We start from the raw sequence: 22,092 nt of genomic DNA, 5'->3' as shown, positions 1-22,092 counted from the left end.
GTCGCATACGGTCAAGCTTCGCGCACTCTGCGTGTACTCGCTGCCCGAATCGGGGACAAAGGGCGGACGACTCATCGGTAATTCCGGAGGAACGTGACCCGGGGCCGGTACGGCGCTAGTGTGCGCCTCGTGGAGCTCAAAGTCGCGACGCAATCCCACGCCGGTCACGCCGTTATGGCGGTCGCCGGCGAAATCGACCTGTACACCGCTCCCCGGCTGCAGACGGAGTTCACCCGACTGCTGGAGACCGGGCCGGACCGGGTCGTCATCGACATGTCCGAAGTGGAGTTCTGCGACTCCACGGGCATGAACGTGCTGTTGTCAGCGCTCAAGCGGCTGCGTGAACGCGGCGGCAGCCTGGAGGTGGCGGCGCCTCGACCCGCGGTACGGAAGATCCTCCAGGTCACCGGCCTGGACTCGGTCTTCACCGTCCACGACACGGTGCCCGCGGACCTGCTCACGGCTGAGCAGCAGGGATAGCCGAACATGAGTGAACTGGTGGTGCCGACGCCGGACACCGCGGTCGTCATCCCGGCCAAGGACGAGGCCGACCGGATCGGCGCCACCGTGACCGCCGCCCTGAAGCTGCCCGGCGTGGATCTCGTGGTCGTCGTCGACGACGGTTCGGCCGACGAGACCGGCCGGGTGGCCAGGGCGGCCGGCGCCCGGGTCGTACGGCACAGCAGGAACAAGGGCAAGGCCGCCGCGATGGAGAGCGGGGCGGAAGCCGTACAGCTCCTCGATGAGGATGTTCCGCGGCACCTGCTCTTCCTCGACGCGGACCTGGGTGAGACGGCTTCGGCGGCCCATGCGCTGATCACGCCGGTCCGGGTCGGTGCGGCCGACATGACCATCGCGGTCTTCGCCACCCGGGTGAAGCTCGGGGGCCACGGCATCGTCGTACGGCTGGCCCGCGACGGGATCAAACGGCTGACCGGCTGGGAGCCCGCCCAGCCGCTGAACGGCCAGCGGTGCCTGACACGGGCCGCGTTCGACGCCGCGCAGCCGCTCGCCCATGGATTCGGTGTCGAGACCGGGATGACCATCGACCTGCTCACCAAGGGCTTCCGCGTGGTCGAGGTGGAGGTCGACATGGCCCACCGGGCGACGGGAACCGACTGGCGGGCCCAGATGCACCGCGCGAAGCAGTTCCGCGACGTCGGCCGCGCGCTGGCCGCCCGTGAACCGGCGATCAAGCATGGCAAGGAAGCCATCAAGCAAGGCAAGGACGCCTTCCGCCCCCGCCCTTGAGCGCCTTCCTTCCCGCCGTGATCATGCACAGGTTCGAGAAAGTGTGCCCTGAAGTGCCACAACCCTGCGCGTGATCATGCACACCTTCGGTGTTGGCATGTCTGACCTGCCCTTTCATCGGTCGTGATCATGCACGGATTCGTGGACGTCCGCTCCGATCAGGCCGTATGCCGTTCGTGATCATGCACGGATTCGTGCGTATCGGCGCCGACCAGCCAGGACGCCTGTCGTGATCATGCACGTGTTCTCCTAGTGTTACCCTCGCCGGCGGAAACGCCGCATGCGATCGCGTGAGGATCCCGACCCGCGTCACTCGGGGCGCCCCGTTGATCGCTCGCATCTTCGATTGCCAGATCACGAATACCATCGGGCCAGGTCAGCGGGGTTGTAGAGGAATGTGCGCATGATCACGCCGAGAAGAATGCCTGGTCAGGCATGCCGCCACCGAATGTGTGCATGATCACGCCGGGGGAAGTGCCTGGTCAGGTGGCATATCCCGGAACCTGTGCATGATCACGCGGGAAGGGGTGGGGGTGCGGGTCGCGCTGGGGGCCGGGGCGGCGTCGATTCTCCTGACGATCACGATCGGCTTGCTCGGGCCGTCCGCGATGGTGCCTCCGCTGCAGGGACGTCCGTGGCAGCCGCCCTACTCGCTCGACGTCATGCCCGACGGCCGTCTCGTCATCGGCATGGCGGCAGCCGCCATCATCCTGGGCGCGCTCGGCCTGGCGGCGGGCCTGCGCTCCATTCACCGGATGCCCGACGCGCGCTGGCTCCTGCTCGCCGGCTGCCTCGTCGCCGTCGTCCTCGCCTTCCTGCCGCCGTCGGGGTCCGCCGACCATCTCAACTACGCGGCATACGGGCGCATGGTCACGCTCGGACACAACCCCTATGTGACCGTTCCTGCTGATCTGCCCGCCGATCCCGTCATCCGGTGGGTCGAGGAGTGGCGGAACACGCCCAGCGTTTACGGGCCGGTCGCGACAGCCGTACAGGCGCTCGCCTCCCTCATCGGCGGCGACTCGCTCCGGTTGACGGTGTTCGTCATGGAACTCGCCAATGCCGCCGCGTTCGTCGCGACCGCGTTGCTCCTGCACCGGTTCACCCGGCATGATCCCGTACGGCGACGCCGCGCGGCTCTGCTGTGGACGGTCAACCCGCTGGTCGTCTATCACCTCGCGGCGGGCATGCACCTCGACACTCTGGCGATCGTCTTCATGGTCGCCGCCCTCGTCCTCGGTAGGGGCAAGGGCGTCCTGCTCGGTCTCGGAATCGCGGTGAAGGTCACGGTCGGCCTCGTCGCCTTAGGCCCCGCGTGGGAGCTGCGGAGGTCGCCGAGGAAGCTGGCGATCGTCGCAGGATCGGCGACGCTGACCGTGCTCGTGGCCTACCTGCTCGCGGGGCCCGACTCGCTCGACCAGGTCCGCAACGCCAGTCAGTCGTTGTCGCTGGCGACGCCCTGGAAGCTCGTCCAGCACGCGGCCCAGTCACTCATCGGTCCGGGCGCCTATCGGGTGTGGATCCAGCTCGGCTCCTACGCCCTGCTCGCGGCCCTGGCCTTCCTGCTGGTCAGGGCCTTCCGGCGGGAGGGTGAGCTCGACGCCCCACGGGTGGCTCTCGCCTTCTGCGTGGCCTGGCTGTTCGCCACGCCCTACGTGCTGCCGTGGTACGACGGGCTGGCCTTCGCCCTGCTCGCGATGGTGGTCTGCCCGGCGCTCGACGGCTTCCTCGTCGTACGGCTGGCCGTGTTGTCCCTCGGATATCTGCCGGCGAGGCAGATGGGTCAGCCCGAGGGCCTGGACTGGCCGGTCACCGTGGTCCGTTCGCAGGTCGTGCCATGGTGTCTGCTTGCGCTGACGATCGGTCTGGCGTGGTGGGCGTGGAGAGCTGGAGCGCGCGCACGGACGCGGCCAGCGTGAGCGGGACGGCCACGGTCAGGGCCATCGCCGGGATGGCGACGCCGGAGTCGTTCAGGAGGAATCCGGCCAGGGCCGCGGTGAGCGTGCCGAGGAGACCGGCCCGCAACGCGGAGGCGTGGCCGTACGCCTGACTGAGCGCCGGCGCCCCCCACTTCGAGGGCCGGGAGAGCACAAGGAACAGGAAGGCCAGGGCGACCAGCGAGAGCAGGGTCAGGGGCAGGTTCCCCAGGGTGTGCAGCATCGCCCCGAGCTTGCGGCCGACGACCGACGCGCCCTCGCCGTCGACGACCTGCTGGACGAACGTCCCGAGGTGGGTCCTCTGGTCAGCCGGCCGCATCCAGTCGGCGACGGCGATCAGTCCCACGGCCAGGACTCCGCCCGCGCCGATCACCGCCAGCCGGATGACGGACACCCTCCGGCCGGTGACCAGCAACATGAACACGGCGAACCCGAGGATGAACGACGGCACGCCGCCGAAGTCGGCCCCCCAGTTCGGCCAGCCGTCCGCGGCGATCGCCAGCAGTCCGTAGGCCAGGCACAGGACCAGCGCCGGGACCCGCCACCGCCGCAGAGCCTGACTGAGCCCGGCCAGCAGCAGGATCGTGCCGGTCGAGTAGACGGCGAAGGCCATGTTCCCGAAGCCGTAGAAGCGGCCGCCCGTCACCGGCTCGTACCCCGTCACGGCGTTCACCTGGAGTCTCGACCCCGTCATCACGTCGATGAGCAGGGCGAGCGAGCTCACCCCTGCGACCACGGTGAGCGGCCCGAGTACGTGCCCCCGCCACGGCCCGGCGAAGGCCACCCCGGCGATCGCCCCGGCCATGACCAGGATCGTGCCGCACAGCGCGGCCATCGGGTGGGCCAGGCTCCACCACGGCACGAGTTGCGCCAGGAAGGTCGACACCGGGACCGCGGCGCTGACCACCGCGACGATCTGGGCGGGCACGAACATCCGCCGGTACCGTCGCATCACGACGGCGGCGAGCGCGTAGAAGAGCAGTTGCGCCACCACGAGGACCAGGAAGAACGGCTCCCGCACCTGCTTGAGCACCTGGCTGGCGAGATCGGCGTCCGCGAGCCGGGCGACGGAGTCCTTCGCCGTTCCGTCCGCCGTGCCGTCCGGTTGCCACGGCCGGCCGACGACTCCCTCCGGGGTGGTGATCCCGAGGACGTGGGTGACGGTCGCGGTCAGGTCGGTGAGGGTGACCAGCGCGTCCTGCCGGGTGGAGGACGCGGTCAGCCACCCCGCTCCGTACGGCTCGAGCCCCGCCGTAGAGCCCGTAGAGCCCGCGGGCCCGGCGGGGCCGGTGGCCATGGCCACGTGAAGATGGGCGGTGGCGCCGGAGTCGGACAGGCCCGCGACGAGCACCGTCGAGCCGGCCGGCACGTGAGCGAGGACCGAGCCGACCGTGCGATCGGCGGCGGCCGCCGCGCTCCGGCGGGCGTCCCCCTCCTGGTTCCAGGCCTGGGCGATCTCGCCCGCCTCCGCGAACACGACGGTGTACGGGGTCAGATCCGGCAGCTCACCCGGATTGGCAGCATATTTCTGGATCTTTCCGGACTTGTCGGCTGCCGCGAGAGCGGCCCCCGGCCCGATCGCGGCGACACGTCCTCCCGCACCGATGATCGTCTGGCCGAGCAGGCCGATGTCCGCCTTGTATGAGCCCGCCCGCTGCAACGCGACCAGCCCGGCCCAGCCGGGAACGGTCGCCGAGCCGTCCGGCGCCGCGACGGGGGCGGGAAGAGGCGTGCACGAGTCGCCACCCGTTCCCGCCCGCTGGCCTGCCGACACCGTGAGCCAGCCGCCCGCCGGGCAGGTCACCGGCAGGCCCTCCGGAGGAACCGTTCTCGTGGAGAGCGACGCCACGCCGCCCTTCGCCGCGAGGGCCCACAGGTTGGGCGTGCGCGCCGAGTCGAGGTCGTCCCACCGCAGGCCGGGGACTCCGATCAGGACCACGCGGCCCGTGGGAGAGCCGGAGGACGACGCGGAGGCGGGCAGGGCGGCGGTCACCCCGGCTCCCAACGCGGCCAGCAGCGCGACGAGCGCGGCCGCGATGAAGAACAGGTGACGGACCGCTGTGGATCGCTGAGCGCCGTGCACGGTTCGCGGGCTCCTCGGCTCGGGCTGGACGGGCGGACAATCTCGGCTGGACGGGCGGACAATCTCGGGCTGGACGAGTGAACAATGAGGGCGGTGGTCAGGCGGAGGAGGGACGCGGAACACCGCGGCCATCCGCGCCGGCGATCGGACGCCGTAGAGACAGGAACAGGACAGAGTCCACGGTAGCCTCCCTCATCATGACGACTGGCCGGATGACCGCGGTGGCGAGGTCGGTGCGGGGGTGGCCCCGGTACCTGGTCTCGCTGCTGATCATCGCGGTCGCCGCGACCCCGCTGATCGCCTACTGGCTGAGCAATCCCGCCGACCAGCGCCTGGTCGACCTGGACGTCTACCGTACGGGCGGATCGGCGCTCCTGCTCGGCCTGCCCGTCTACGACGTGATCACTCCCGCGCCGCAGTTGCTGCCCTTCACCTATCCGCCGTTCTCGGCGATGCTGGCGGTTCCGCTGGGCGAGATGTCCTGGCCCGCGGCCCAATGGGTGTGGACGATCGGCATCGTGGTGGCCCTCGCCGTCACCGTGGGCTACTCCTTCCGGCCCCTGCTCGAGCGCTTCAGCGGGCGCCTGGCCGTACCCGTGCTGTTCGGCCTGCTGGCCGCCGCGTGCATGTACCTGATGCCCATCAGGGACCAGGTCAGGTTCGGCCAGGTCGACCTCTTCCTGGTGGCGCTGTGCCTGCTCGACTGCGTGGTGCGCAAGCCGTGGTGGCCCCGCGGGATGCTGATCGGCCTGGCGACCGCCGTGAAGCTCACGCCGGGTGTGTTCCTGATCTACCTGGCCGTCACGGGCTTTCCGCGGCGCGATGGGGACCCCGAGCACAGGCGTGCCCTCTACATGGCGGTCTTCACGGCCGGCCTGCTCACGATCCTGCCGTTCCTGGCCATCTTCGACGACGCGAAGGACTTCTGGTTCTCGGCGCTGCTCGACTCGGAACGGCTCGGGGCGAACGCCGCCACGACCAACCAGTCGCTGCGCGGCATGTTGCTCAGGCTCTACCTGCCCGGCTGGCTGACCGCCGCGATCTGGCTCGCCGCCGCCGCCGCGATCGGCTGGTACGGCTTCCGCCACGCCCGCAGGGCGTTCCGCGACGGAGACCCGATGAGGGGGGTCGCGCTGACGGGGTTGATGGCCGTGCTGCTCTCGCCGGTGGCGTGGATCCACCACCTGGCCTGGGTCGTCATCGTGATCGCGGCGCTGGCGGGCTCGGGGAGGGACCGTACGCGACTACTGGTCGCCGCGGGCGCGTGGCTCTACTTCGTGCTGCCCATTCCCTGGTGGGGCGTGTCGATCAAGGCCCTGGAGATCCCGGTCGTGAGCCCGGTCATCGGCAAGATCGTGCAGGACGCCTTCGGCCTCGGCGCGATCGGCCTCGTCTGGCTGCTCGCCTCCTGGCTGCCGCGGCGGAGAAACGCCGATCGAGTCGGGTCTCCGGTTCTCCGTACGGCGCCTTGACCGAGTAGTTACGCTCGGTGGCGTGCTGGTTACCGTGGTGGTGATGGTCGGCGTCCTCGCGGGCGCGACCGGTGTGGCGATCGGCCTGCTCGCGCTCAGGGGTGCGCGAGCCTCCGTCGAGGAATGTCTCGACGCCCTGGCCCGGCGCAGCGCGGTCGAGGGCGCCGTCGACAGCAGGGCCATCCGCGATGTGGCGGTGTACCGGTACGACGCCCTCGAGGAGATGACCGGGCGGCTCTCGTTCTCCGTGGCGTTGATCAACGGCTTCGGTGACGGCGTCGTGCTCACCTCGATCAACGGCCGGTCCGAGACGCGCACCTACGTCCGCTCCGTTTACGCCGGCAAGGGTGGCCAGCCGCTCTCGCCCGAGGAGGAGCAGGCCGTGCGGGCGGCCCGGCTCGGCCTCGGCCCGGAGGTCGAGCCCCAGCGGACGCGCCGTCAATGGACGGTCACCTCCCGCTGATCGGAGAGGGTCGGCGCGGGTCTGCGAAGGTGCGACTTGCGACTCCTCTGTGCGGCTAACCTGGTCGTATGTCGAAACTCGCCTATCTTGGGCCGCAGGGCACCTTCTGCGAGGCCGCCCTGCGGATCTTGGCGCCCGACGCCGAAGGCGTGCCCTCCGCCAACGTGGGCGCCGCTCTCGACGCCGCTCGCCGTGGCGAGGCCGGAGGGGCCGTCGTCCCCCTGGAGAACTCGGTGGAGGGGGCGATCACCCAGACTCTCGACGAGCTCGCCTGGGGACAGCCGCTCCTCATCACCGGAGAGCTGCTGCTGCCGGTCGAGTTCTATCTGCTCGCGCGTCCCGGCACCGAGATGCGGCACATCAAGCGGGTCATCACCCACCCGGCGGCGCACACCCAGTGCCGCGGGTTCGTCGAGCGCGAACTGCCCGGCGCCGTGGTGGTCGCGTCGTCCTCCACCGCCGCCGCCGCTCAGGAGGTGGCCGCTCCCGGCTCGCCGTACGACGCGGCGATCAGCCCGGCCATAGCGGGCGAGTACTACGGGCTGGTCCAGGTCGCCGCCGGCATCGGCGACCGGTCCGACACGGTCACCCGGTTCGTCAAGGTGAGCCCGCCCGGCGAGCTGCCCCAGCCGACCGGCGCCGACCGGACCTCGCTGGTCGTCTACCTCAGGGACGACCATCCCGGCGCGCTGCTGGAGATGCTGAGCGAGTTCGCGGTCCGCGGGGTCAACCTGACCCGGATCGAGTCCCGCCCCACCGGCGACGGCATCGGCCGGTATTTCTTCCACTTCGACTGTGAAGGCCACATCGCCGACGCGCGGGTGGGCGAGGCCATCTCCGGTCTGCGCCGCCTGTCCGACGACGTCCGCTTCCTCGGCAGCTATCCCCGTGCCGACCAGGTCATCACGCAGATCAAGCGCGGCACGGCCGACACGGACTTCTCCGAGGCCGCCGGCTGGCTGAGCCGCATCCGCGAGGGCCGGGTCTGACGTCCCCCCGACCGGAGATCGACGAGGGCCGGACGGCCGGTGGCGGGCGGTGGCCGTACCGGCTCCGGTAGCCTTGATCCGTGATTGACCTGCGTACCCTTCGCGAGGAACCTGACCGTTTCCGGGCGTCGCAGCGCGCTCGGGGCGAGGACGACACGGTCGTCGACGCGCTGCTCTCCCTCGATGAGCGCCGTCGTAGCGCCCTCAGTGGCTTCGAATCGTTGCGTGCCGAGCAGAAGAGCATCGGCAAGTCGGTGTCGCGGGCCTCGGGCGAGGAGCGCGCGGCGCTGCTCGACCGTGCGAAGGATCTCGCCTCGCAGGTGAAGACGGCGGAGGCCGAGGCGGCCACTCTCGGCGACGAGCTCGACCGGCTGGCCCTGAGCGTGCCCAACCTCGTCGAGGAGGGGGCGCCCCCCGGCGGCGAGGACGACTACGTCGTGCTCGAAGAGATCGGGGACAAGCCGGAATTCGACTTCGAGCCCCGGGACCACCTGGAGCTCGGGGAACTGCTCGACGCGATCGACGTGGAGCGCGGCGCGAAGGTGTCGGGCGCCCGGTTCTTCTTCCTCAAGGGCGTCGGCGCGCGGCTCCAGCTGGGCCTGCTGAACATGGCGATGCAGCAGGCCGTCGAGGCCGGCTTCATCCCGATGATCACTCCCGTGCTGGTGAAGCCGGAGTCGATGCAGGGCACCGGCTTCCACGTGTCCCACGACAAGGAGATCTACCGCCTGCCCGACGACGATCTCTACCTCGTGGGCACGTCGGAGGTGCCGCTCGCGGCCTACCACGCCGACGAGATCCTCGACCCCCGTGCGCTGCCGCTGCGCTACGCGGGCTGGTCGTCCTGCTTCCGCCGCGAGGCCGGCTCGTACGGCAAGGACACGCGGGGCATCATCCGCGTCCACCAGTTCGACAAGGTCGAGATGTTCTCGTACTGCCCGCCGGAGGACGCGCACGAGGAGCACCTCAGGCTGCTCGCCTGGGAGAAGGAGATGCTCGAGAAGGTCGAGGTCCCCTACCGCGTGATCGACGTCGCGGCGGGTGATCTGGGCATGTCCGCCGCCAGGAAGTTCGACTGCGAGGGCTGGGTGCCGAGCCAGGGCCGCTATCGCGAACTCACCTCGACGTCCAATTGCACCGAGTTCCAAACGCGCAGGCTGCGGGTCCGCTATCGGGACGCGGACGGAAAGCCCCAGCACGTCGCCACGCTGAACGGCACACTCGCGACCACTCGGTGGATCGTCGCCATTCTGGAGAACCACCAGCAGGCGGATGGTTCGGTCATCGTTCCGAAGGCCCTGCGGCCGTATGTCGGGCTCGACATCCTCGAGCCGGTCAAGGGACGGGTCGCGCGCTGATTTCTTGTCCGCTTAGCGCGTAATCGGCGATTGCGCGCTAAGCGGGGAAAGTGCGGTCCGTGTCCGGATGGAGCGGTCCGAAAAAACGTTTACTCGGTGTACCTAACCGATTCGCCATGTTCCTTCGTGTTCCCGAGAGCGTTCACGAGTAGACGAATGGTCTGGCCCGTACACACCAAAGGCGGGGTTCGCAATGCGAACCCCGCCTTCAGTGAGTCAGTGGGTCAGATCGCCCGCACGTTGGAGGCCTGCGGACCCTTGGGGCCCGAGGTGACCTCGAACTCCACCCGCTGGCCGTCTTCCAGATTGCGGTAGCCGGAGCCGGAGATCGCCGAGAAGTGCACGAACACGTCGGGCTCGCCGCCGTCCGGTGCGATGAAGCCGAAGCCCTTCTCAGCGTTGAACCACTTGACGGTTCCCTGAGCCATTAATGCTCTCCCTAAGGAAGTGAATCTTGGGGCACCACACCTCGTGGGCCCCGGTGTGTCGCACAGCTCCCCGGGTGGCTCATAACAGTCAAGCTGGTTTTCGCTACGGGAACAGCTAATACAACGCCATCACATCTAACACTATGGCGCGCGTTGGTGTTCCATCTCTGGGTGAGATTTCTTCTCCCAGGCACCCCTCGAAGGTGTGCCAACGCATAACAGCGTGCAAACTGGAACGCGTCATGACCAGCCCTCGTCTCGTCGCCACGGATCTCGACGGCACCGCGCTGCGCTCCGACGGCAGCGTCTCCGCTCGGACGGCCGCCGCCTTCGCGCGAGTGGAGGAGGCCGGCGGCACGCTGGTCTTCGTCACCGGGCGGCCGCCCCGCTGGATGCACGCCGTCGCGGGAGCCGTACGACATCGGGGGCTGGCGATCTGCGCCAACGGAGCCCTCGTCTACGACCTCCACACCGAGGCGATCGTGGAGTCTCACCTGATCGCCCCTGACGTCCTGGAGGAGTCCGTCCGGCGGTTGCGGGGCCACATCGACGGCCTGACCTTCTCCGTGGAGTACGAACAGGGCTTCGCCCACGAGTCGGACTTCCCGGTGGGCGGCTGGGACGCTCAGAGGGTGAACGGGCAGCGGGTGGAGACATCGAGGCTGACCTCCCGGCCGTGCGCCAAGCTGCTCGCCCTACATCCGTCGATGCACCCGGACGACCTGCACCGCGAGGCGCTCGACATCGTCGGAGATCTCGTGACGCCCACCCACTCGAGTGGGCGGGGGCTGATCGAGATGAGCGCCCACGGAGTGACCAAGGCCACGGCGCTGGCCGCGCTCGCGGGCGATCTGGGGATCAAGCCGGCTGATGTGGTCGCCTTCGGGGACATGCCCAACGACCTGCCGATGCTGACCTGGGCCGGCACGTCGTACGCCGTCGCGAACGCCCACAAAGACGTGCTGGCCGCCGTCGATCACGTGACGGCGGCCAACAACGACGACGGAGTCGCCCGGATTCTTGAGGATCTGTTCTGACGTGCTCGGGGGCGTCGTGCGAAAGTCCTACAGGTAGGGGCCGCCGCCGCGGTGGGTCGCCTCGTCGGGGCTCTGCTGGGTCATGCCGCCGGGAAGCGCCCTGCGCATCTGCTCCAGCTGCGCCCGTGCGGCCATCTGCTGGGCGAACAGGGTGGTCTGGATGCCGTGGAACAGGCCCTCGAGCCAGCCGACGAGCTGGGCGTGAGCGACCCTCAGCTCCGCGTCGCTCGGGGGGGCGCCGTTGTCGTCGGTGAGGGGGAGCGAAAGCCGTTCCAGCTCGTCGACGAGCTCTGGGGCGAGCCCGTCCTCCAGCTCCTTGATCGAGCTCTGGTGGATGTCCTTGAGGCGCTTGCGGCTGGCGTCGTCAAGGGGGGCCGCGCGCACCTCCTCGAGAAGCTGACGGATCATGCTGCCGATCCGCATGACCTTCGCCGGCTGCTCGACGAGCTCGGCGACGGACCGTTCCTCCTGCTCGCTCTCCTTGCCATCGCCGGAGACCGAGAGGCCCTCGGGCCCCACGACCACGATCTGTGGGGTGCTCTCGTCTGCGTTCATGGGTCGATTACCACTCCTGATTCGCTTCCTGGCTCGCCCCGCCCCGTGCCGGCCGTCGGCGGCCTGCTTCGCTGAGCGGCCAGGCTCGCTTTCCTGCTCTCGCGATCCAACCTAGCTCACCGGACCAACAGGATCTTTCCGATGTGCTCGCTCGCCTCGAGCATGCGGTGAGCCTCGGTGGCGTCGGCCATGGGGACCTCGGCGTGCACCACGGGACGGATCGCTCCGGCGCTGATCAGCGGCCAGACGTTGGCCACGACGCCGCGGCAGATGGCGCCCTTCTCATCGACCGGGCGTCCGCGCAGACCGGCCGCGGAGATCGAGGCCCGCTTGCCCATCAGCTTGCCGAGATCGATCTCGCCGACCGTTCCGCCCTGCATGCCGATGAGGACCAGCCGTCCGCCGATCTTGAGTGCGTCCACGTTCTGGCGGAGGTACTTGGCGCCGATGATGTCCAGGATGACGTCGGCCCGGTTCTTGAACTTCTCGGCGAAGTCCTCCTCCCGGTAGTTCACGCCCTCGTCCGCGCCCAGGTCGAGGCAGCGCCGCACCTTGTCGTCGGACCCGGCGGTGACGAGCACGTGCGAGCCGAACGCCTTGGCGAGCTGGATGGCCATGGTGCCGATCCCGCTCGCGCCGCCGTGGACGAGCAGGGTCTCGCCCTTGCGCAGTCTGGCGGTCATGAAGACGTTCGACCAGACTGTGCAGGCGACCTCGGGAAGGGAGGCGGCCACGTCCAGTGCGAGCCCTTCGGGGACGGGCATGACCTGCTGCCACGGGACGGCGACGCGCTCGGCGTACCCGCCGCCCGCGAGCAGCGCGCAGACCTGGTCGCCGACGGAGAACCCCTCGACGCCGTCGCCGATCTCGGCGATCACTCCCGAGCACTCGAGGCCGAGGATGTCGGAGGTGCCCTTGGGCGGCGGATAGAAGCCCTGCCGCTGGAGGATGTCGGCCCGGTTGACCGCGGACGCCGTCACGTCGATGACGACCTGACCTGCGGCGGGACGCGGATCGGGCACTTCTCGCCAGCTCAGGACGTCGGGTCCGCCGGGCTCGGAAATCACAATCGCACGCATGTCACCTAAAGTAGCGTGGCGGTCGAACTCAACGGTTGCCCGCATTCAGCGTAATACGGGACGCTAATCTCCAATGTGTTTGCTGCCCTTTTAGCCCATCCCGAGGGGGTACACGGTGGCGAGACATGATCGAGAGGATCCTCATTCTCTCGAGGACCAGCTCGCATGGCTGGACGCGATCAAGGAAATGCCCGACGAGGTGGAGATCGCGGTGAGCGCGGTCACTTCGGCGACCCTTGCGTCCGCCGCGTCTCCTGGCGCGTCTTCCCCCGCGGGTCCTCCCGCCCAGCCGGCAGGCCGCGAGGCCCCTTCGCCGTACCCCCAGGACCCGTGGAGCCTCGTCCCGTCGGAGCCCGCGTCAGGCGCGCTGTTCCGCAACGCGGTCGACTCGATGTACGGCTCCGTGGCCGTGGCCGACGACGCCGCCCTGGCCGCTCCGCCCGGTGAGGACACCGGCAGCAAGGAGTCCGCGGCCGGACCGGCCCTCGGGGCCGCCGCGTTGCCCGCCGAGGTCGTGTCGGAGCCGGCCACTCGGGGTGACCGCGCCGAATCGTCGGAACGCCCGGCCGAGCCGGCCATCGACCCGTTCGACCCGTTCGGGTCCGCGTTCCGGACGTCCGCGCTGAGCGGCCCCGTCGCCGGAGCGCCCACGGTGGAGGACGCCGAGCGGGCCGCAACCCACGAGGACGTCGACGCGATGGGGACGGCCAAGCCGTCCGGCAGTGACCAGGAGTCCACCTCGGGATCGGGCTTCGGGGGCGGCTTCGGCAAGGGCGCCTTCAACGACTCTCCCGCTGACACCGACTCCTTCAGCCTGGGCGCCTTCGCCGACGCCGACCCCCGCAAGCCGGGCGGTTCGGCTTCCGAAACTCCCGCGCCTGCCGGGGAGTCGTCTTCTCCCTCGTCGCCTGCCTCGTCGTCCGCCTCGGCGACTGAGGAACCGCTGCGGGGCTGGCTGGAGCCGGCCGTACCGGTCGACCAGATCGCCCCGGCGGAGTCCGCGGATGCACGCCCCTCGGTGGAGAAGGCCGCGCACTCTGAGTGGCCGAGCATGCCCGAGCGGCTGCCTGCGGACAGCAGGGCCGCGGCGCAGGAGCCCTTCGAGTCCTTCCCCGGAGAGGCCCTGCGCGCCGAGTCCTTCACAGGAGAGCAGGCGCGTCCCGAGCGCTTCCCCGGCGAGCGTTTCCCTGGGGAGCGTTTCCCCGGAGAGGCCGCTCCTGCGGATCCCTTCGCGGCGGACCGTTCCGCCTCGGTCTCGGGGGAGCACTCCTTCCGGACGGAGCGGCTGTTCCCCGGGGAGCGGTCGGACGGCTTCGCAGGCCCGGACGCGACGTTCCACGTCACGACTCCGGCGGTCGAGCCCAAGCCCCCGATCAAGGACGACCCGTTCTCCGGCTCCCTCCGGGAGGATCTGGCCGTCGACGAGCGCCGGCCGTACGAGCGTGACGGGGTCGACACCGACGATCGCCCGCAGTACGAACCGCGACGCCGTCAGGCCCCGCCGCCGGCGTTCAACACTCCGTCGCGGTCCGTCGCGGGCAACAAGCCGTCGGCGGACAGCCTCGATCCGGTCAGCCTCCTCAAGGGCCGCAGGAACGCTCCCAAGGGCGGCTGGCGCCGGCTCGTCTACAAGGCGTCGGCCGGGTGGATCAAGCCGGGCGAGCCTCCAGAGGTACGGCGGCGCCGTGAACTGGTCAACCGGGCCCGGACGCCCGTCGCGACAGGGCACCACCGCGTGGCCGTGCTCAGCCTCAAGGGCGGCGTCGGCAAGACGACCACGACGGTGGGACTGGGCGCGACGCTGGCCCAGGTGCGCGGCGACCGCGTGATCGCCGTCGACGCGAACCCCGACCGCGGAACCCTGTCCGACAAGGTCGAGCTTGAGACGGCGGCGACCGTACGCGACCTGCTCAACGAGCGCGGGCAGATCAAGCGGTACGTGGACATAAGGGCGTTCACGTCGCAGGCTCCGTCGAGGCTGGAGATCCTGGCGTCGGACCGCGATCCGTCGGTGTCCGAGGCGTTCAGCGCGAAGGACTACGCCGCCGTCTCGCAGGTGCTGGAGAACTTCTACTCGATCTGCATCACCGACTGCGGGACCGGGCTGCTGCACTCCGCGATGTCCGGCGTTCTCGGGCTGGCCGACCAGATCGTGCTGATCAGCTCGCCGTCCGTCGACGGTGCCCGGGCGGCCTCAGCGACGCTGGACTGGCTTGAGGCTCACAACTACGGGGACCTGGTGCGGGCGGCGACCGTGGTGCTGTGCAGCGTCCGGCCGCGGTCGAAGTCGACCGTGGATCTGGACAGGCTGGAGGCGCACTTCACCGCTCGGTGCCGTGCCGTCATCCGGGTGCCCTACGACCCGCACCTGGAGGAGGGCGCCGAGATCGACCTCGAGCGTCTCCAGGAGGCGACACGGGAGGCGTACCTGAAGCTGGCGGCCAGCGTGGGCGACGGCTTCGCCGGGCCCCACGCGCTGGGGGAGCGCAGGTTCTCTGAGATCCCCGACCAGCTGTAGGCGCTCTCACCGCCGCGGATGCCCGGGGAAGATCGTTTGATATGCGGTCGCGGGGATTACACAGGCGGTGAGAGAGTATGGTGCAGCATGACGTCTTCGCGGGCGTCACCTGGAGAGCTCGCCTAGTGGACGATGGCGGCGGTCTTGAAAACCGCTAGGCCGGGTGACCGGTCTCGTGGGTTCGAATCCCACGCTCTCCGCTCTGTCTCCCGAAACGGTGTCTGACCAGTGGCTTCGCCTGGGTCGGGCACCGTTCGTCGTTTCCGGGGTGCGCAGCCGTACGGCACCATGAGCGGCCCTCGGCCGTTGGCCACGTTATATTCACGGGATGATCTTGAGGTCGATCTAGCTAGTTACGCGGCGCGCGGAGGGCCTGCACCGCCGCACGTCGTCCCGTTGCGGGATCGTCAATCGGTCCGGGTGCGGAGGCTCCGCGCCAGGGTGGGGATCATCACCGTCGCAGGGACGAGGTGTAGCCCGAGGAGGGCGGTGGTGGTGGCGGTGTTTGCCCCGGAGAGGAGGGGCGGGACCAACGAGATCGCGGTCAGCGACACTGTCGTCCACACGAATCGCTCGGCGGGGCGAGCGCTCCAACGAAGAAAAGCGACGGCGATGACCGTGCCCACGACCGAGAAGAAGCCGGTCACGACGGCGAACCCGGGCAACGGGATCGTCTCGCCACCATCCGGGATCTCGAAGTCGACGCCAACGGCCTGGGCAAGCGCAGCGGCGAGGGTGGTGGCCGCCATCGCTGCGAGCGTGGCAATGAAGCCGGTGCCGGCGAGCCTGCGGAGTGGGCGGGTGTGGCGGGTCTGGCCCGATGCCGGGCCTGTGACGACCCCACTGTCATTCATGCTGTTCATGTCGTTCCTCCGTCATTCGGGGCTGGCGTACGGGGTGTGTTGACTGGCATGTGACAGTCCTGGCCCTGGGGGTGACGATGCGCACCCTCGCCGTGCGACGGCCGGGGTTCCGCAGGGCGCGGACGCCGGTGCCGCGGAGCCAGAACCCGGCGTCGCGTCCGAGGACCGGCCCGGGCTCGCCGTCCCGCAACTCCAGCTGCACCCGCCCGCGGGTGACGACGCCGAACGCGTCGCACCACTCCGCCGCGACCACCGCGACACGCGCGCCACCGCGCAGCGCGAGCGTCCACACCGGGACTACTCCGTGCCGTCCGCCGGCAGGCGCTCCGGCAGCCCGAGCCGCGGGAACTGGTCGTCGTGAAACGTGACGATCTCGGTGATCGCCCCGCCGGTGATGCGCAGGACGTCGATCGTCAGCGGCAGGTACGCGCCCTCCTGCTTCTGCCAGTGGTAGAAGGCGACGGCGGGTTGCCGGTTCACGGAGGTGAGGACGGCGCGCAGGTGCTTCATGCTCTCGAAGCCGCTTTCGACCCAGTCGTTCACCACCGTGTCGCGGCCGACGTACAGGCCCGGCGTGGGCGGCATCGAGCAGCGGACGTCGTCCCGCAGCAGTGCGGCGAGCCCGACGACGTCCGTGGCCACGCTGGCGTCGGTATAGCGGCGCACCAGCTCGCGCGTCCCGGCGTCCTCCTCGCCGCCGGTCCAGTCCTGCCGCTCGGCGGGCAGGTGCTCCCGCATGCCGGCGCGGGCCCGCTGCAGCGCGCTGTTCACGGAGTTGACGGAGTCCCCGAGGAGCTCCGCGACGTCCTTCGCCGGCCAGCCGAGCACGTCCCGCAGGATCAGCACGGCCCGCGGGCGCGGCGCGAGGTGCTGGACTGCGACCAGGTACGCCAGCTCGATCGTCTCCCGCGCGACGGCGACGGTCTCCGGCTCGTCCGCGTCGCCCGCGGGCAACTCGTCGAGCAGCCGGTCCGGGTAGGGCTGCAGCCACAGCACCTCGCCGCCGGTCGCAGGCTCCGGGCGGCACTTGGCGAGCAGGTCCAGGCAGGCGTTGGTGGCGATCCGGTACAGCCAGGCCCGGAACGTCGACCGCCCCTCGAAGGTCTCCCGCCGCCGCCAGGCACGGAGGAACGTCTCCTGCACGGTGTCCTCGGCGTCCTCGAACGACCCGAGCATCCGGTAGCAGTGCACGTGCAGCTCCCGCCGGTGCCGCTCAGCCAGCCCCGAGAACGCCGGCTCGTCGACCTCGCCCAGACCACTGCCGCCCAAACCGCTCACGCCCAGCTCCTCCAGCCGCGTGTCCGCACTCATCACGTCATCCTTCCGCCTCGTCGTGTCCCGTCGTAGGTGTGACGGGTGCAGGCGCGACAACTCATCACCAGGGTCGGTCGGCATGGCCGATCCAGTGGCGGAGCACGACGCGCGGTACCGGCGAGGAGGGCGCGGGTCCACCAGAGTGGGCGCGGGTGCGCGACCGCCTGGCGCGTGCCGGGGTCGCCTGGTTCACGATGACGCGGCGGTCATGGACGCACGGGCACGGCACGAGGTCCATCGAAAAGGATTGGCTTGATCTTGGAGCCGAGACCCGGCTCACCTGGGGAGATGCGCCCGAAGAGATTCGAACCCCGGCGCTGTTGCGTTATCGGATCGGCGGATACGCTAGGCCCGCCGACCGTCCGGCTCGTCGGCCACGATTGCTGCAGGGGGCTGGGGGGGAGGGTTCGTACCCCATGGGACGCCCGTCCATCGCACACGGTTGGGCGCAACGACACAGGGAGTGCGATATGACCACCATCATGCGCCTCCCCCCAGCGAGTCAGTCGCAGGCCGCCTTGAGGAGGCCTCGGCCGTTGTTCACGTGATATTCACGGGATGCTCTTGGCGTGTGGTCGACGAAGGGCGGTTGAAGCCGTCGGGATTCGACATGCGCCGACGTGGATGCCGGGTGAGGCTGTAGCCGCCGACGCCGGTGACGGCCGCGATGGCACCGCCGATGGCGGTCCAGGCCCAGCGGGCCGACAAGTCGGGGAGCCAGTCCCAGTTCCAGCCGGAGTCCTTCTCCTCCTCGACCGCGACCGGCGGCGCCGAGGTCAGCACTGCGCCGGCGCTGACCGGCTGGGTCAGCGGGGCCTTGAGTTCGCCGCCCTCCGGCTGGATGTCGTCGCTGTCATGGGCGGTGATCCGCATCGCCACCTGCATCGGAAGGCCCAGATCCTGCTCGGGCAGTCCGGTGACGGCCAGTCGGACGTAGTAGGTGCCGGGCAGCGGGTCGCCGGACCACGGCTCGGCCCACGCGCGGACCTGCCGCAGGGTGCAGCCCAGGGTGACCGATGCGGCGCCGGCCGCAGCGGTCGGCGTCTGGGCGCCTGCCGTACAGGCCTGGCGGCGGCGGAGCCCGTCGAAGACGTCCACGGCCCAGTTGGACGCGCCGTGCCGGGAGGCTGTGGGCGGCAGGGTGACGGTGATCGCGATCTTGTCGGTCTGCCCGGCCTCGGCGGTGAACGACCAGTAGAGGTAGTCGCCGGTGGAGCCGGCCAGTTGCACCGGCTGTTCGGGCTGGACGGCGGTCGCGGTGAGGAAGGAGGATCCGGCCGTGGTCACCGGCGCCAGGCTTTCCGACGGGGACGGCGACGGTGAGGCGGTGTCGGCGGCGGCCGGGCCGGCGGAGAGCAGCAGTGCGGCCGCAGCGGCGGACAGCGCCCCGGCGCAGCGGCGGACGGAAGTTGTACGCATCGTCAGTTCGCCCTCCAGATAGAGACCCGCCAGCGCGCCAGCCAGCCGAAGAGCAGACCACCCACCAGGCCGGCGAGGGCCAGCAGGCCGAGCAGCCCCCAGCCGCGGCCCAGGTCCGGGCCGTTCGGGGCGGGGGATGAGTCGACGACGCCGACGATCAGCTCCAGCGGCATACCGGGTGTTGCGGCGGTGGTGGCGGTGGGCGAGGAGAAGGAGTTGCTGACCACCAGGCAGACGGTCTGGTCGGGAGCGTCCTGCTCGGCGGACCAGCGCAGGCCGGTGGAGAGCACATCGGTGCGGTCGCTGCCCGCGTCGGTGCCGCGAACCAGTTCCCGGCCGTCCTGGGAGACGGCCCGCAGCAGCACGCCGTAGTCGCGGTTGAGTGCGCGGTCCAGGGAGACGCTGACGGAGGCCCGCAGCTCCTGCCCGTCGCGGACCGGGACCCGGTACCAGCGGTGTTCCTGTAACTGCTCCCGGTCGGTGTAGGCGCCGGGGCTGAGCAGCGGGGCGCCGGTGCAATTGTCGGTGCCGTCCACCTGAGCCGGGGTCTGGGTGTAGGTGGTCGCGGCGCGGTCCACCAGCTGGTTGATCCGGTTCGTCAGCTGGGTCTTGCTGGTGACGGCGGTGTAGGTGCCGCCGGTGGCGGAGGCGATGCAGGTGAGCTGCCTGCGCACCTTGTCGTTGAGGGTCAGGCCGAGGGTGTCCACCACCAGGTGGGTGCCCTGCGCGGCGAGCTCCCGGGCGACCTCGCACGGGTCGGGCGGGGCGCAGGTGTCCTCGCCGTCGGTGATCAGGACGATCCTGCGGGTGGTCTCGCCGGTTCCCAGGTCCCGAGCGGCGGCACGCAGCGCCAGGCCCACCGGGGTGAAGCCGGTGGGGCGCAGGGTGGCGACGGCGGTCTTGGCCTCCAGCTTGTCGATCGGGCCGATCGGCACCAGCTGCTGGGTGTCCTTGCAGCCCACGGCCTTGCTGTTGCCGGGATAGGTGGCGCCGAGGACGCGGATGCCGACCTGTGCCTCGGAGGGCAGCGCGTCCAGCACGTCGTTGAAGGACTGCTGGAGCACCGAGATCCGGCTGTGGCCCTCGATGTCGCGCGCCCGCATCGAGCCGCTGATGTCGAGGACCAGCTCGACCTTGGGCGGTTCCTTCGGGGTGGTCTCGTCGGCGTGCGCGGGGGGCACACCAAGTAAGGAGAGTGCGGCCAGCATCCCGAGCAGGGCTGCGGCCGGGCGTCGTCTGAAGATCACTCGGCGATCTTAGTGATCATCAGACGACGCTCGGATCACCGTCCTTGCCCGGCCTTTTAGCCGTTCCGTCCGCTCCTCGGCACCCGTGCCGTCGCGGACTGGAAACCGTCGAAGCGACGTCAGGACACGTGGCGGCGGATCCACCAGGCGCAGAACAGGGCCAGCAGCACCGCGAGGGCGAGGAAGATCCCGAGCTCGTACCACTGGAACGTCCAGAAGCGGCCGGCGGGCTGGTACGACACGAGCTGCCGGTAGCCGAGCCGGCCGAGCCTGTCCAGGCATCCGGTGTCCAGTTCCGCGCGCACCTGCCCGAGGCAATCGGGGATCCAGGAAGGAGCGGCGACGGACCGGCCTGCGGCGTCGATGGTGTGCTGGCCGATGGTCCACGCTCCCGGCTTGTCGATGAGCACCTTCACGTTCTCGCCGTCCCACAGCCTGAAGTTCGCGGCACTGATGGGCGTGGTCAGCCGGGCAGGAGCGATGAGCGCCGGCCGTACCCACAGAGGCACGGCAACCTGCACCGTGATGAAGGCGACCAGGGTGACGATCATGGCGGGCAGGGTGCGGCGGATGAGGACTCCGAGGGTGACGCCCAGGGTGAAGGCGAAGGCGGCGTGCCCGATGGGGGCGACGCCACGCGCGTCGAACATCAAGGGTGAGAGCCGGGGGAAATAGAAGCCCGCCAGGACGCTGCTGCCGTCGGCGGTCGCGTCGATGGGGCCGGCCCACCAGCTCACCGCGAGGCTGAGAGCCCCGGCCGCTGCCATGGCGGCCAGACCGGTGAGGCCCAGCTTGGTGATCAGCCAGCGGGTGCGGGTGACGCCCTGGTTCCACACCAGGCGGTGAGTGCCGGCGTCCAGCTCGCGGGTGATCAGCGGGGCTCCCCAGAACATGCCGATCAGAGCCGGAAGGGCCATCACGGCCAGGGCGCCGACGAGGTACAGGCTGTTGTCGGCCTCCGTGAGCCGGGTGAGGAAGTCGGCGCCGGCGGTCTCGTACAGGTGCAGCAGTTGCGATCCGGTGGTCGCGAGGATGACGGCGAGAACGGCGAGCAGGGCGTATGTTGCCCCGGCCTGGGTGCGGAGTTGCCGCCAGGTCAACCAGATCATCGAAGGGCCTCCAGTGCGGATCGGGGACTGTGGCCGTCGGTGGCGGGCCGGCCCAGGTAGGCGAGGACGACGTCCTCCAGGTCCGGCCGGCTGACCGTCCAGGCGGGGTCGTCGACGGGTGCGTCCGCGCGGACCAGCAGGGTGGTGTCCCGGCCGCTGTGATGGACGGAGACGACGTGGTGGTCCGCGGGGAGACCGGCGGGGTCACGGCGGGTGCCGGTGAACCGGTGGTGGGTGGCCAGCAGCGCGTCGACGTCGCCGGCCGCCTGCACACGCGAGTCGACCAGCACGATCAGGTGGTCGCAGACGCGTTCGAGATCGGACACCAGGTGGGACGACAACACGACGCTGAGCCCGTGCTCGGCGACCGCATCCGTGAGGTCCCGCATGAACTCCCGCCTCGCCAGCGGGTCGAGCGCGGCGACGGGTTCGTCCAGGATGAGCAGCTCGGGTCGTTTCGCGATGCCGAGGGTCAGCGCGAGCTGGGCGCGCTGGCCGCCGGAGAGCCGCCCGGCCCGTTGCCGAGGGTCCAGCCCCAGCCGCCGGATCCGGCGTTCGGCCAGCGCGGCGTCCCATCCTGGGTTGAGTCGGTCGCCGAGCCGGAGGTGCTCGCCGATGGTCAGCCCGGCGTAGGTGGGGGTGTCCTGAGCGACGAACCCGACCTTGGCCAGTTGCGCCGTCCCGCCGGCCGGCCGGCCGCCGCACACCTCGATGTCGCCGGAGGTCGGTGTCAGCATGCCGGAGGCCAGGTTGAGCAGCGTCGACTTGCCGGCGCCGTTGGGCCCGACGAGCCCGACGACGCGCCCGGCGGGGACGTCCAGTGTGCAGTTCGACAGCGCCCATCGCCGCCGGTACTTCTTGCCCAGTGCCCGGGCTTTCAAGATCAAGCTCATGGGTTTCACTCCAACGCAGGTCGGGAGGCAGGCACGAGGCTCATCCTGTAAGTCCGCCGGAGGCCGGACATCGGGCG

General features: G+C 70.2%; 20 protein-coding genes and 1 tRNA gene. 10 read left to right on the top strand and 11 right to left on the bottom strand.

Annotated elements, in window-relative coordinates; genetic code table 11:
* Positions 1 to 129: 129 nt before the first annotated feature.
* The 3 genes from Pmi06nite_RS09595 (at position 130) to mptB (ending at position 3,170) form a co-directional block, all read left to right on the top strand.
* Positions 130 to 480, top strand: coding sequence for an STAS domain-containing protein (locus tag Pmi06nite_RS09595; RefSeq protein WP_203884330.1), 351 nt, complete (start codon positions 130 to 132; stop codon positions 478 to 480).
* A gap of 6 nt (positions 481 to 486) precedes the next feature.
* Positions 487 to 1,251: a glycosyltransferase family 2 protein gene (locus Pmi06nite_RS09590; protein WP_203952545.1), complete on the top strand. Its 765-nt coding sequence runs from the start codon at positions 487 to 489 to the stop codon at positions 1,249 to 1,251.
* Positions 1,252 to 1,760: 509 nt separating this feature from the next.
* On the top strand, positions 1,761 to 3,170 hold the full coding sequence (gene mptB, locus Pmi06nite_RS09585) for a polyprenol phosphomannose-dependent alpha 1,6 mannosyltransferase MptB (RefSeq protein ID WP_203952544.1): 1,410 nt from the start codon (positions 1,761 to 1,763) through the stop codon (positions 3,168 to 3,170).
* Here the strand turns inward: mptB and Pmi06nite_RS09580 are convergent.
* Entirely contained in the window at positions 3,061 to 5,271 is a 2,211-nt protein-coding gene (locus Pmi06nite_RS09580; protein ID WP_203952543.1) for a hypothetical protein, read from the bottom strand. The two genes, mptB and Pmi06nite_RS09580, sit on opposite strands and share 110 nt — an antisense overlap.
* A gap of 197 nt (positions 5,272 to 5,468) precedes the next feature.
* On the opposite strand from Pmi06nite_RS09580, the gene Pmi06nite_RS09575 reads away from it, so the two are divergent.
* From Pmi06nite_RS09575 to serS, 4 genes are all read left to right on the top strand, one after another.
* Positions 5,469 to 6,743: a glycosyltransferase 87 family protein gene (locus Pmi06nite_RS09575; RefSeq protein WP_203952542.1), complete on the top strand. Its 1,275-nt coding sequence runs from the start codon at positions 5,469 to 5,471 to the stop codon at positions 6,741 to 6,743.
* Positions 6,744 to 6,765: 22 nt separating this feature from the next.
* Positions 6,766 to 7,206: a DUF4446 family protein gene (locus tag Pmi06nite_RS09570; RefSeq protein ID WP_203952541.1), complete on the top strand. Its 441-nt coding sequence runs from the start codon at positions 6,766 to 6,768 to the stop codon at positions 7,204 to 7,206.
* A gap of 68 nt (positions 7,207 to 7,274) precedes the next feature.
* Positions 7,275 to 8,195: a prephenate dehydratase gene (pheA, locus tag Pmi06nite_RS09565; protein WP_203952540.1), complete on the top strand. Its 921-nt coding sequence runs from the start codon at positions 7,275 to 7,277 to the stop codon at positions 8,193 to 8,195.
* A gap of 80 nt (positions 8,196 to 8,275) precedes the next feature.
* On the top strand, positions 8,276 to 9,553 hold the full coding sequence (gene serS / locus Pmi06nite_RS09560) for a serine--tRNA ligase (RefSeq protein WP_203952539.1): 1,278 nt from the start codon (positions 8,276 to 8,278) through the stop codon (positions 9,551 to 9,553).
* Positions 9,554 to 9,777: 224 nt separating this feature from the next.
* Here the strand turns inward: serS and Pmi06nite_RS09555 are convergent, their stop codons facing one another.
* Positions 9,778 to 9,981 carry a cold-shock protein gene (locus Pmi06nite_RS09555; protein WP_203952538.1) on the bottom strand — a complete coding sequence of 68 codons (204 nt, stop codon included), beginning with the start codon at positions 9,979 to 9,981 and terminating at the stop codon, positions 9,778 to 9,780.
* 242 nt (positions 9,982 to 10,223) lie between these two features.
* On the opposite strand from Pmi06nite_RS09555, the gene Pmi06nite_RS09550 reads away from it, so the two are divergent.
* Complete coding sequence (locus Pmi06nite_RS09550; protein ID WP_203952537.1) at positions 10,224 to 11,018, top strand: HAD family hydrolase; 795 nt, start codon at positions 10,224 to 10,226, stop codon at positions 11,016 to 11,018.
* Positions 11,019 to 11,045: 27 nt separating this feature from the next.
* On the opposite strand, the gene Pmi06nite_RS09545 is transcribed toward Pmi06nite_RS09550, so the two are convergent.
* The gene (locus tag Pmi06nite_RS09545) at positions 11,046 to 11,573 is read right to left on the bottom strand and encodes a bacterial proteasome activator family protein (RefSeq protein ID WP_203952536.1); all 528 of its coding nucleotides are present in this window, start codon (positions 11,571 to 11,573) and stop codon (positions 11,046 to 11,048) included.
* A gap of 116 nt (positions 11,574 to 11,689) precedes the next feature.
* The gene (locus Pmi06nite_RS09540; RefSeq protein ID WP_203952535.1) at positions 11,690 to 12,652 is read right to left on the bottom strand and encodes an NAD(P)H-quinone oxidoreductase; all 963 of its coding nucleotides are present in this window, start codon (positions 12,650 to 12,652) and stop codon (positions 11,690 to 11,692) included.
* Between the two features lie 115 nt (positions 12,653 to 12,767).
* On the opposite strand from Pmi06nite_RS09540, the gene Pmi06nite_RS09535 reads away from it, so the two are divergent.
* Positions 12,768 to 15,170 carry a MinD/ParA family ATP-binding protein gene (locus Pmi06nite_RS09535; protein WP_239113782.1) on the top strand — a complete coding sequence of 801 codons (2,403 nt, stop codon included), beginning with the start codon at positions 12,768 to 12,770 and terminating at the stop codon, positions 15,168 to 15,170.
* Between the two features lie 111 nt (positions 15,171 to 15,281).
* A tRNA-Ser gene (locus Pmi06nite_RS09530) sits at positions 15,282 to 15,370 on the top strand.
* A gap of 207 nt (positions 15,371 to 15,577) precedes the next feature.
* Here Pmi06nite_RS09530 and Pmi06nite_RS09525 read toward each other — a convergent pair.
* From Pmi06nite_RS09525 to Pmi06nite_RS09495, 7 genes are all read right to left on the bottom strand, one after another.
* Positions 15,578 to 16,033, bottom strand: coding sequence for a DUF6069 family protein (locus tag Pmi06nite_RS09525; protein ID WP_203952534.1), 456 nt, complete (start codon positions 16,031 to 16,033; stop codon positions 15,578 to 15,580).
* Positions 16,017 to 16,325, bottom strand: a complete 309-nt coding sequence (locus Pmi06nite_RS09520; RefSeq protein ID WP_203952533.1) for a hypothetical protein — start codon at positions 16,323 to 16,325, stop codon at positions 16,017 to 16,019. The genes Pmi06nite_RS09525 and Pmi06nite_RS09520 overlap by 17 nt, the downstream gene beginning before the upstream one ends.
* Before the next feature lie 5 nt (positions 16,326 to 16,330).
* Positions 16,331 to 17,344, bottom strand: coding sequence for an RNA polymerase subunit sigma-70 (locus tag Pmi06nite_RS09515; RefSeq protein WP_203952532.1), 1,014 nt, complete (start codon positions 17,342 to 17,344; stop codon positions 16,331 to 16,333).
* A gap of 543 nt (positions 17,345 to 17,887) precedes the next feature.
* Positions 17,888 to 18,766, bottom strand: a complete 879-nt coding sequence (locus Pmi06nite_RS09510; protein ID WP_203952531.1) for a hypothetical protein — start codon at positions 18,764 to 18,766, stop codon at positions 17,888 to 17,890.
* 2 nt (positions 18,767 to 18,768) lie between these two features.
* Entirely contained in the window at positions 18,769 to 20,013 is a 1,245-nt protein-coding gene (locus Pmi06nite_RS09505; RefSeq protein WP_203952530.1) for a VWA domain-containing protein, read from the bottom strand.
* A gap of 119 nt (positions 20,014 to 20,132) precedes the next feature.
* Positions 20,133 to 21,122 carry an ABC-2 membrane transporter-related protein gene (locus Pmi06nite_RS09500; RefSeq protein ID WP_203952529.1) on the bottom strand — a complete coding sequence of 330 codons (990 nt, stop codon included), beginning with the start codon at positions 21,120 to 21,122 and terminating at the stop codon, positions 20,133 to 20,135.
* Positions 21,119 to 22,015 (bottom strand): ABC transporter ATP-binding protein, encoded by an 897-nt coding sequence (locus tag Pmi06nite_RS09495; protein ID WP_203952528.1) that lies wholly within the window; start codon positions 22,013 to 22,015, stop codon positions 21,119 to 21,121. The genes Pmi06nite_RS09500 and Pmi06nite_RS09495 overlap by 4 nt, the downstream gene beginning before the upstream one ends.
* Positions 22,016 to 22,092 lie beyond the last annotated feature (77 nt).

It is taken from the genome of Planotetraspora mira (assembly GCF_016863275.1).
GTDB lineage: Bacteria > Actinomycetota > Actinomycetes > Streptosporangiales > Streptosporangiaceae > Planotetraspora > Planotetraspora mira.
This window is presented reverse-complemented; position numbering and strand designations above follow the sequence as displayed.

Excerpts from the sequence above, each read along its gene's own strand:
- Pmi06nite_RS09590 (WP_203952545.1), top strand. The coding sequence starts at position 487 with ATGAGTGAACTGGTGGTGCCGACGCCGGACACCGCGGTCGTCATCCCG.
- Pmi06nite_RS09550 (WP_203952537.1), top strand. The coding sequence starts at position 10,224 with ATGACCAGCCCTCGTCTCGTCGCCACGGATCTCGACGGCACCGCGCTG.
- Pmi06nite_RS09510 (WP_203952531.1), bottom strand. The coding sequence starts at position 18,766 with ATGCGTACAACTTCCGTCCGCCGCTGCGCCGGGGCGCTGTCCGCCGCT.
- pheA (WP_203952540.1), top strand. The coding sequence starts at position 7,275 with ATGTCGAAACTCGCCTATCTTGGGCCGCAGGGCACCTTCTGCGAGGCC.
- mptB (WP_203952544.1), top strand. The coding sequence starts at position 1,761 with ATGATCACGCGGGAAGGGGTGGGGGTGCGGGTCGCGCTGGGGGCCGGG.
- Pmi06nite_RS09515 (WP_203952532.1), bottom strand. The coding sequence starts at position 17,344 with ATGAGTGCGGACACGCGGCTGGAGGAGCTGGGCGTGAGCGGTTTGGGC.
- Pmi06nite_RS09500 (WP_203952529.1), bottom strand. The coding sequence starts at position 21,122 with ATGATCTGGTTGACCTGGCGGCAACTCCGCACCCAGGCCGGGGCAACA.
- Pmi06nite_RS09575 (WP_203952542.1), top strand. The coding sequence starts at position 5,469 with ATGACGACTGGCCGGATGACCGCGGTGGCGAGGTCGGTGCGGGGGTGG.
- Pmi06nite_RS09495 (WP_203952528.1), bottom strand. The coding sequence starts at position 22,015 with ATGAGCTTGATCTTGAAAGCCCGGGCACTGGGCAAGAAGTACCGGCGG.
- Pmi06nite_RS09540 (WP_203952535.1), bottom strand. The coding sequence starts at position 12,652 with ATGCGTGCGATTGTGATTTCCGAGCCCGGCGGACCCGACGTCCTGAGC.
- Pmi06nite_RS09545 (WP_203952536.1), bottom strand. The coding sequence starts at position 11,573 with ATGAACGCAGACGAGAGCACCCCACAGATCGTGGTCGTGGGGCCCGAG.
- Pmi06nite_RS09555 (WP_203952538.1), bottom strand. The coding sequence starts at position 9,981 with ATGGCTCAGGGAACCGTCAAGTGGTTCAACGCTGAGAAGGGCTTCGGC.
- Pmi06nite_RS09525 (WP_203952534.1), bottom strand. The coding sequence starts at position 16,033 with ATGAACAGCATGAATGACAGTGGGGTCGTCACAGGCCCGGCATCGGGC.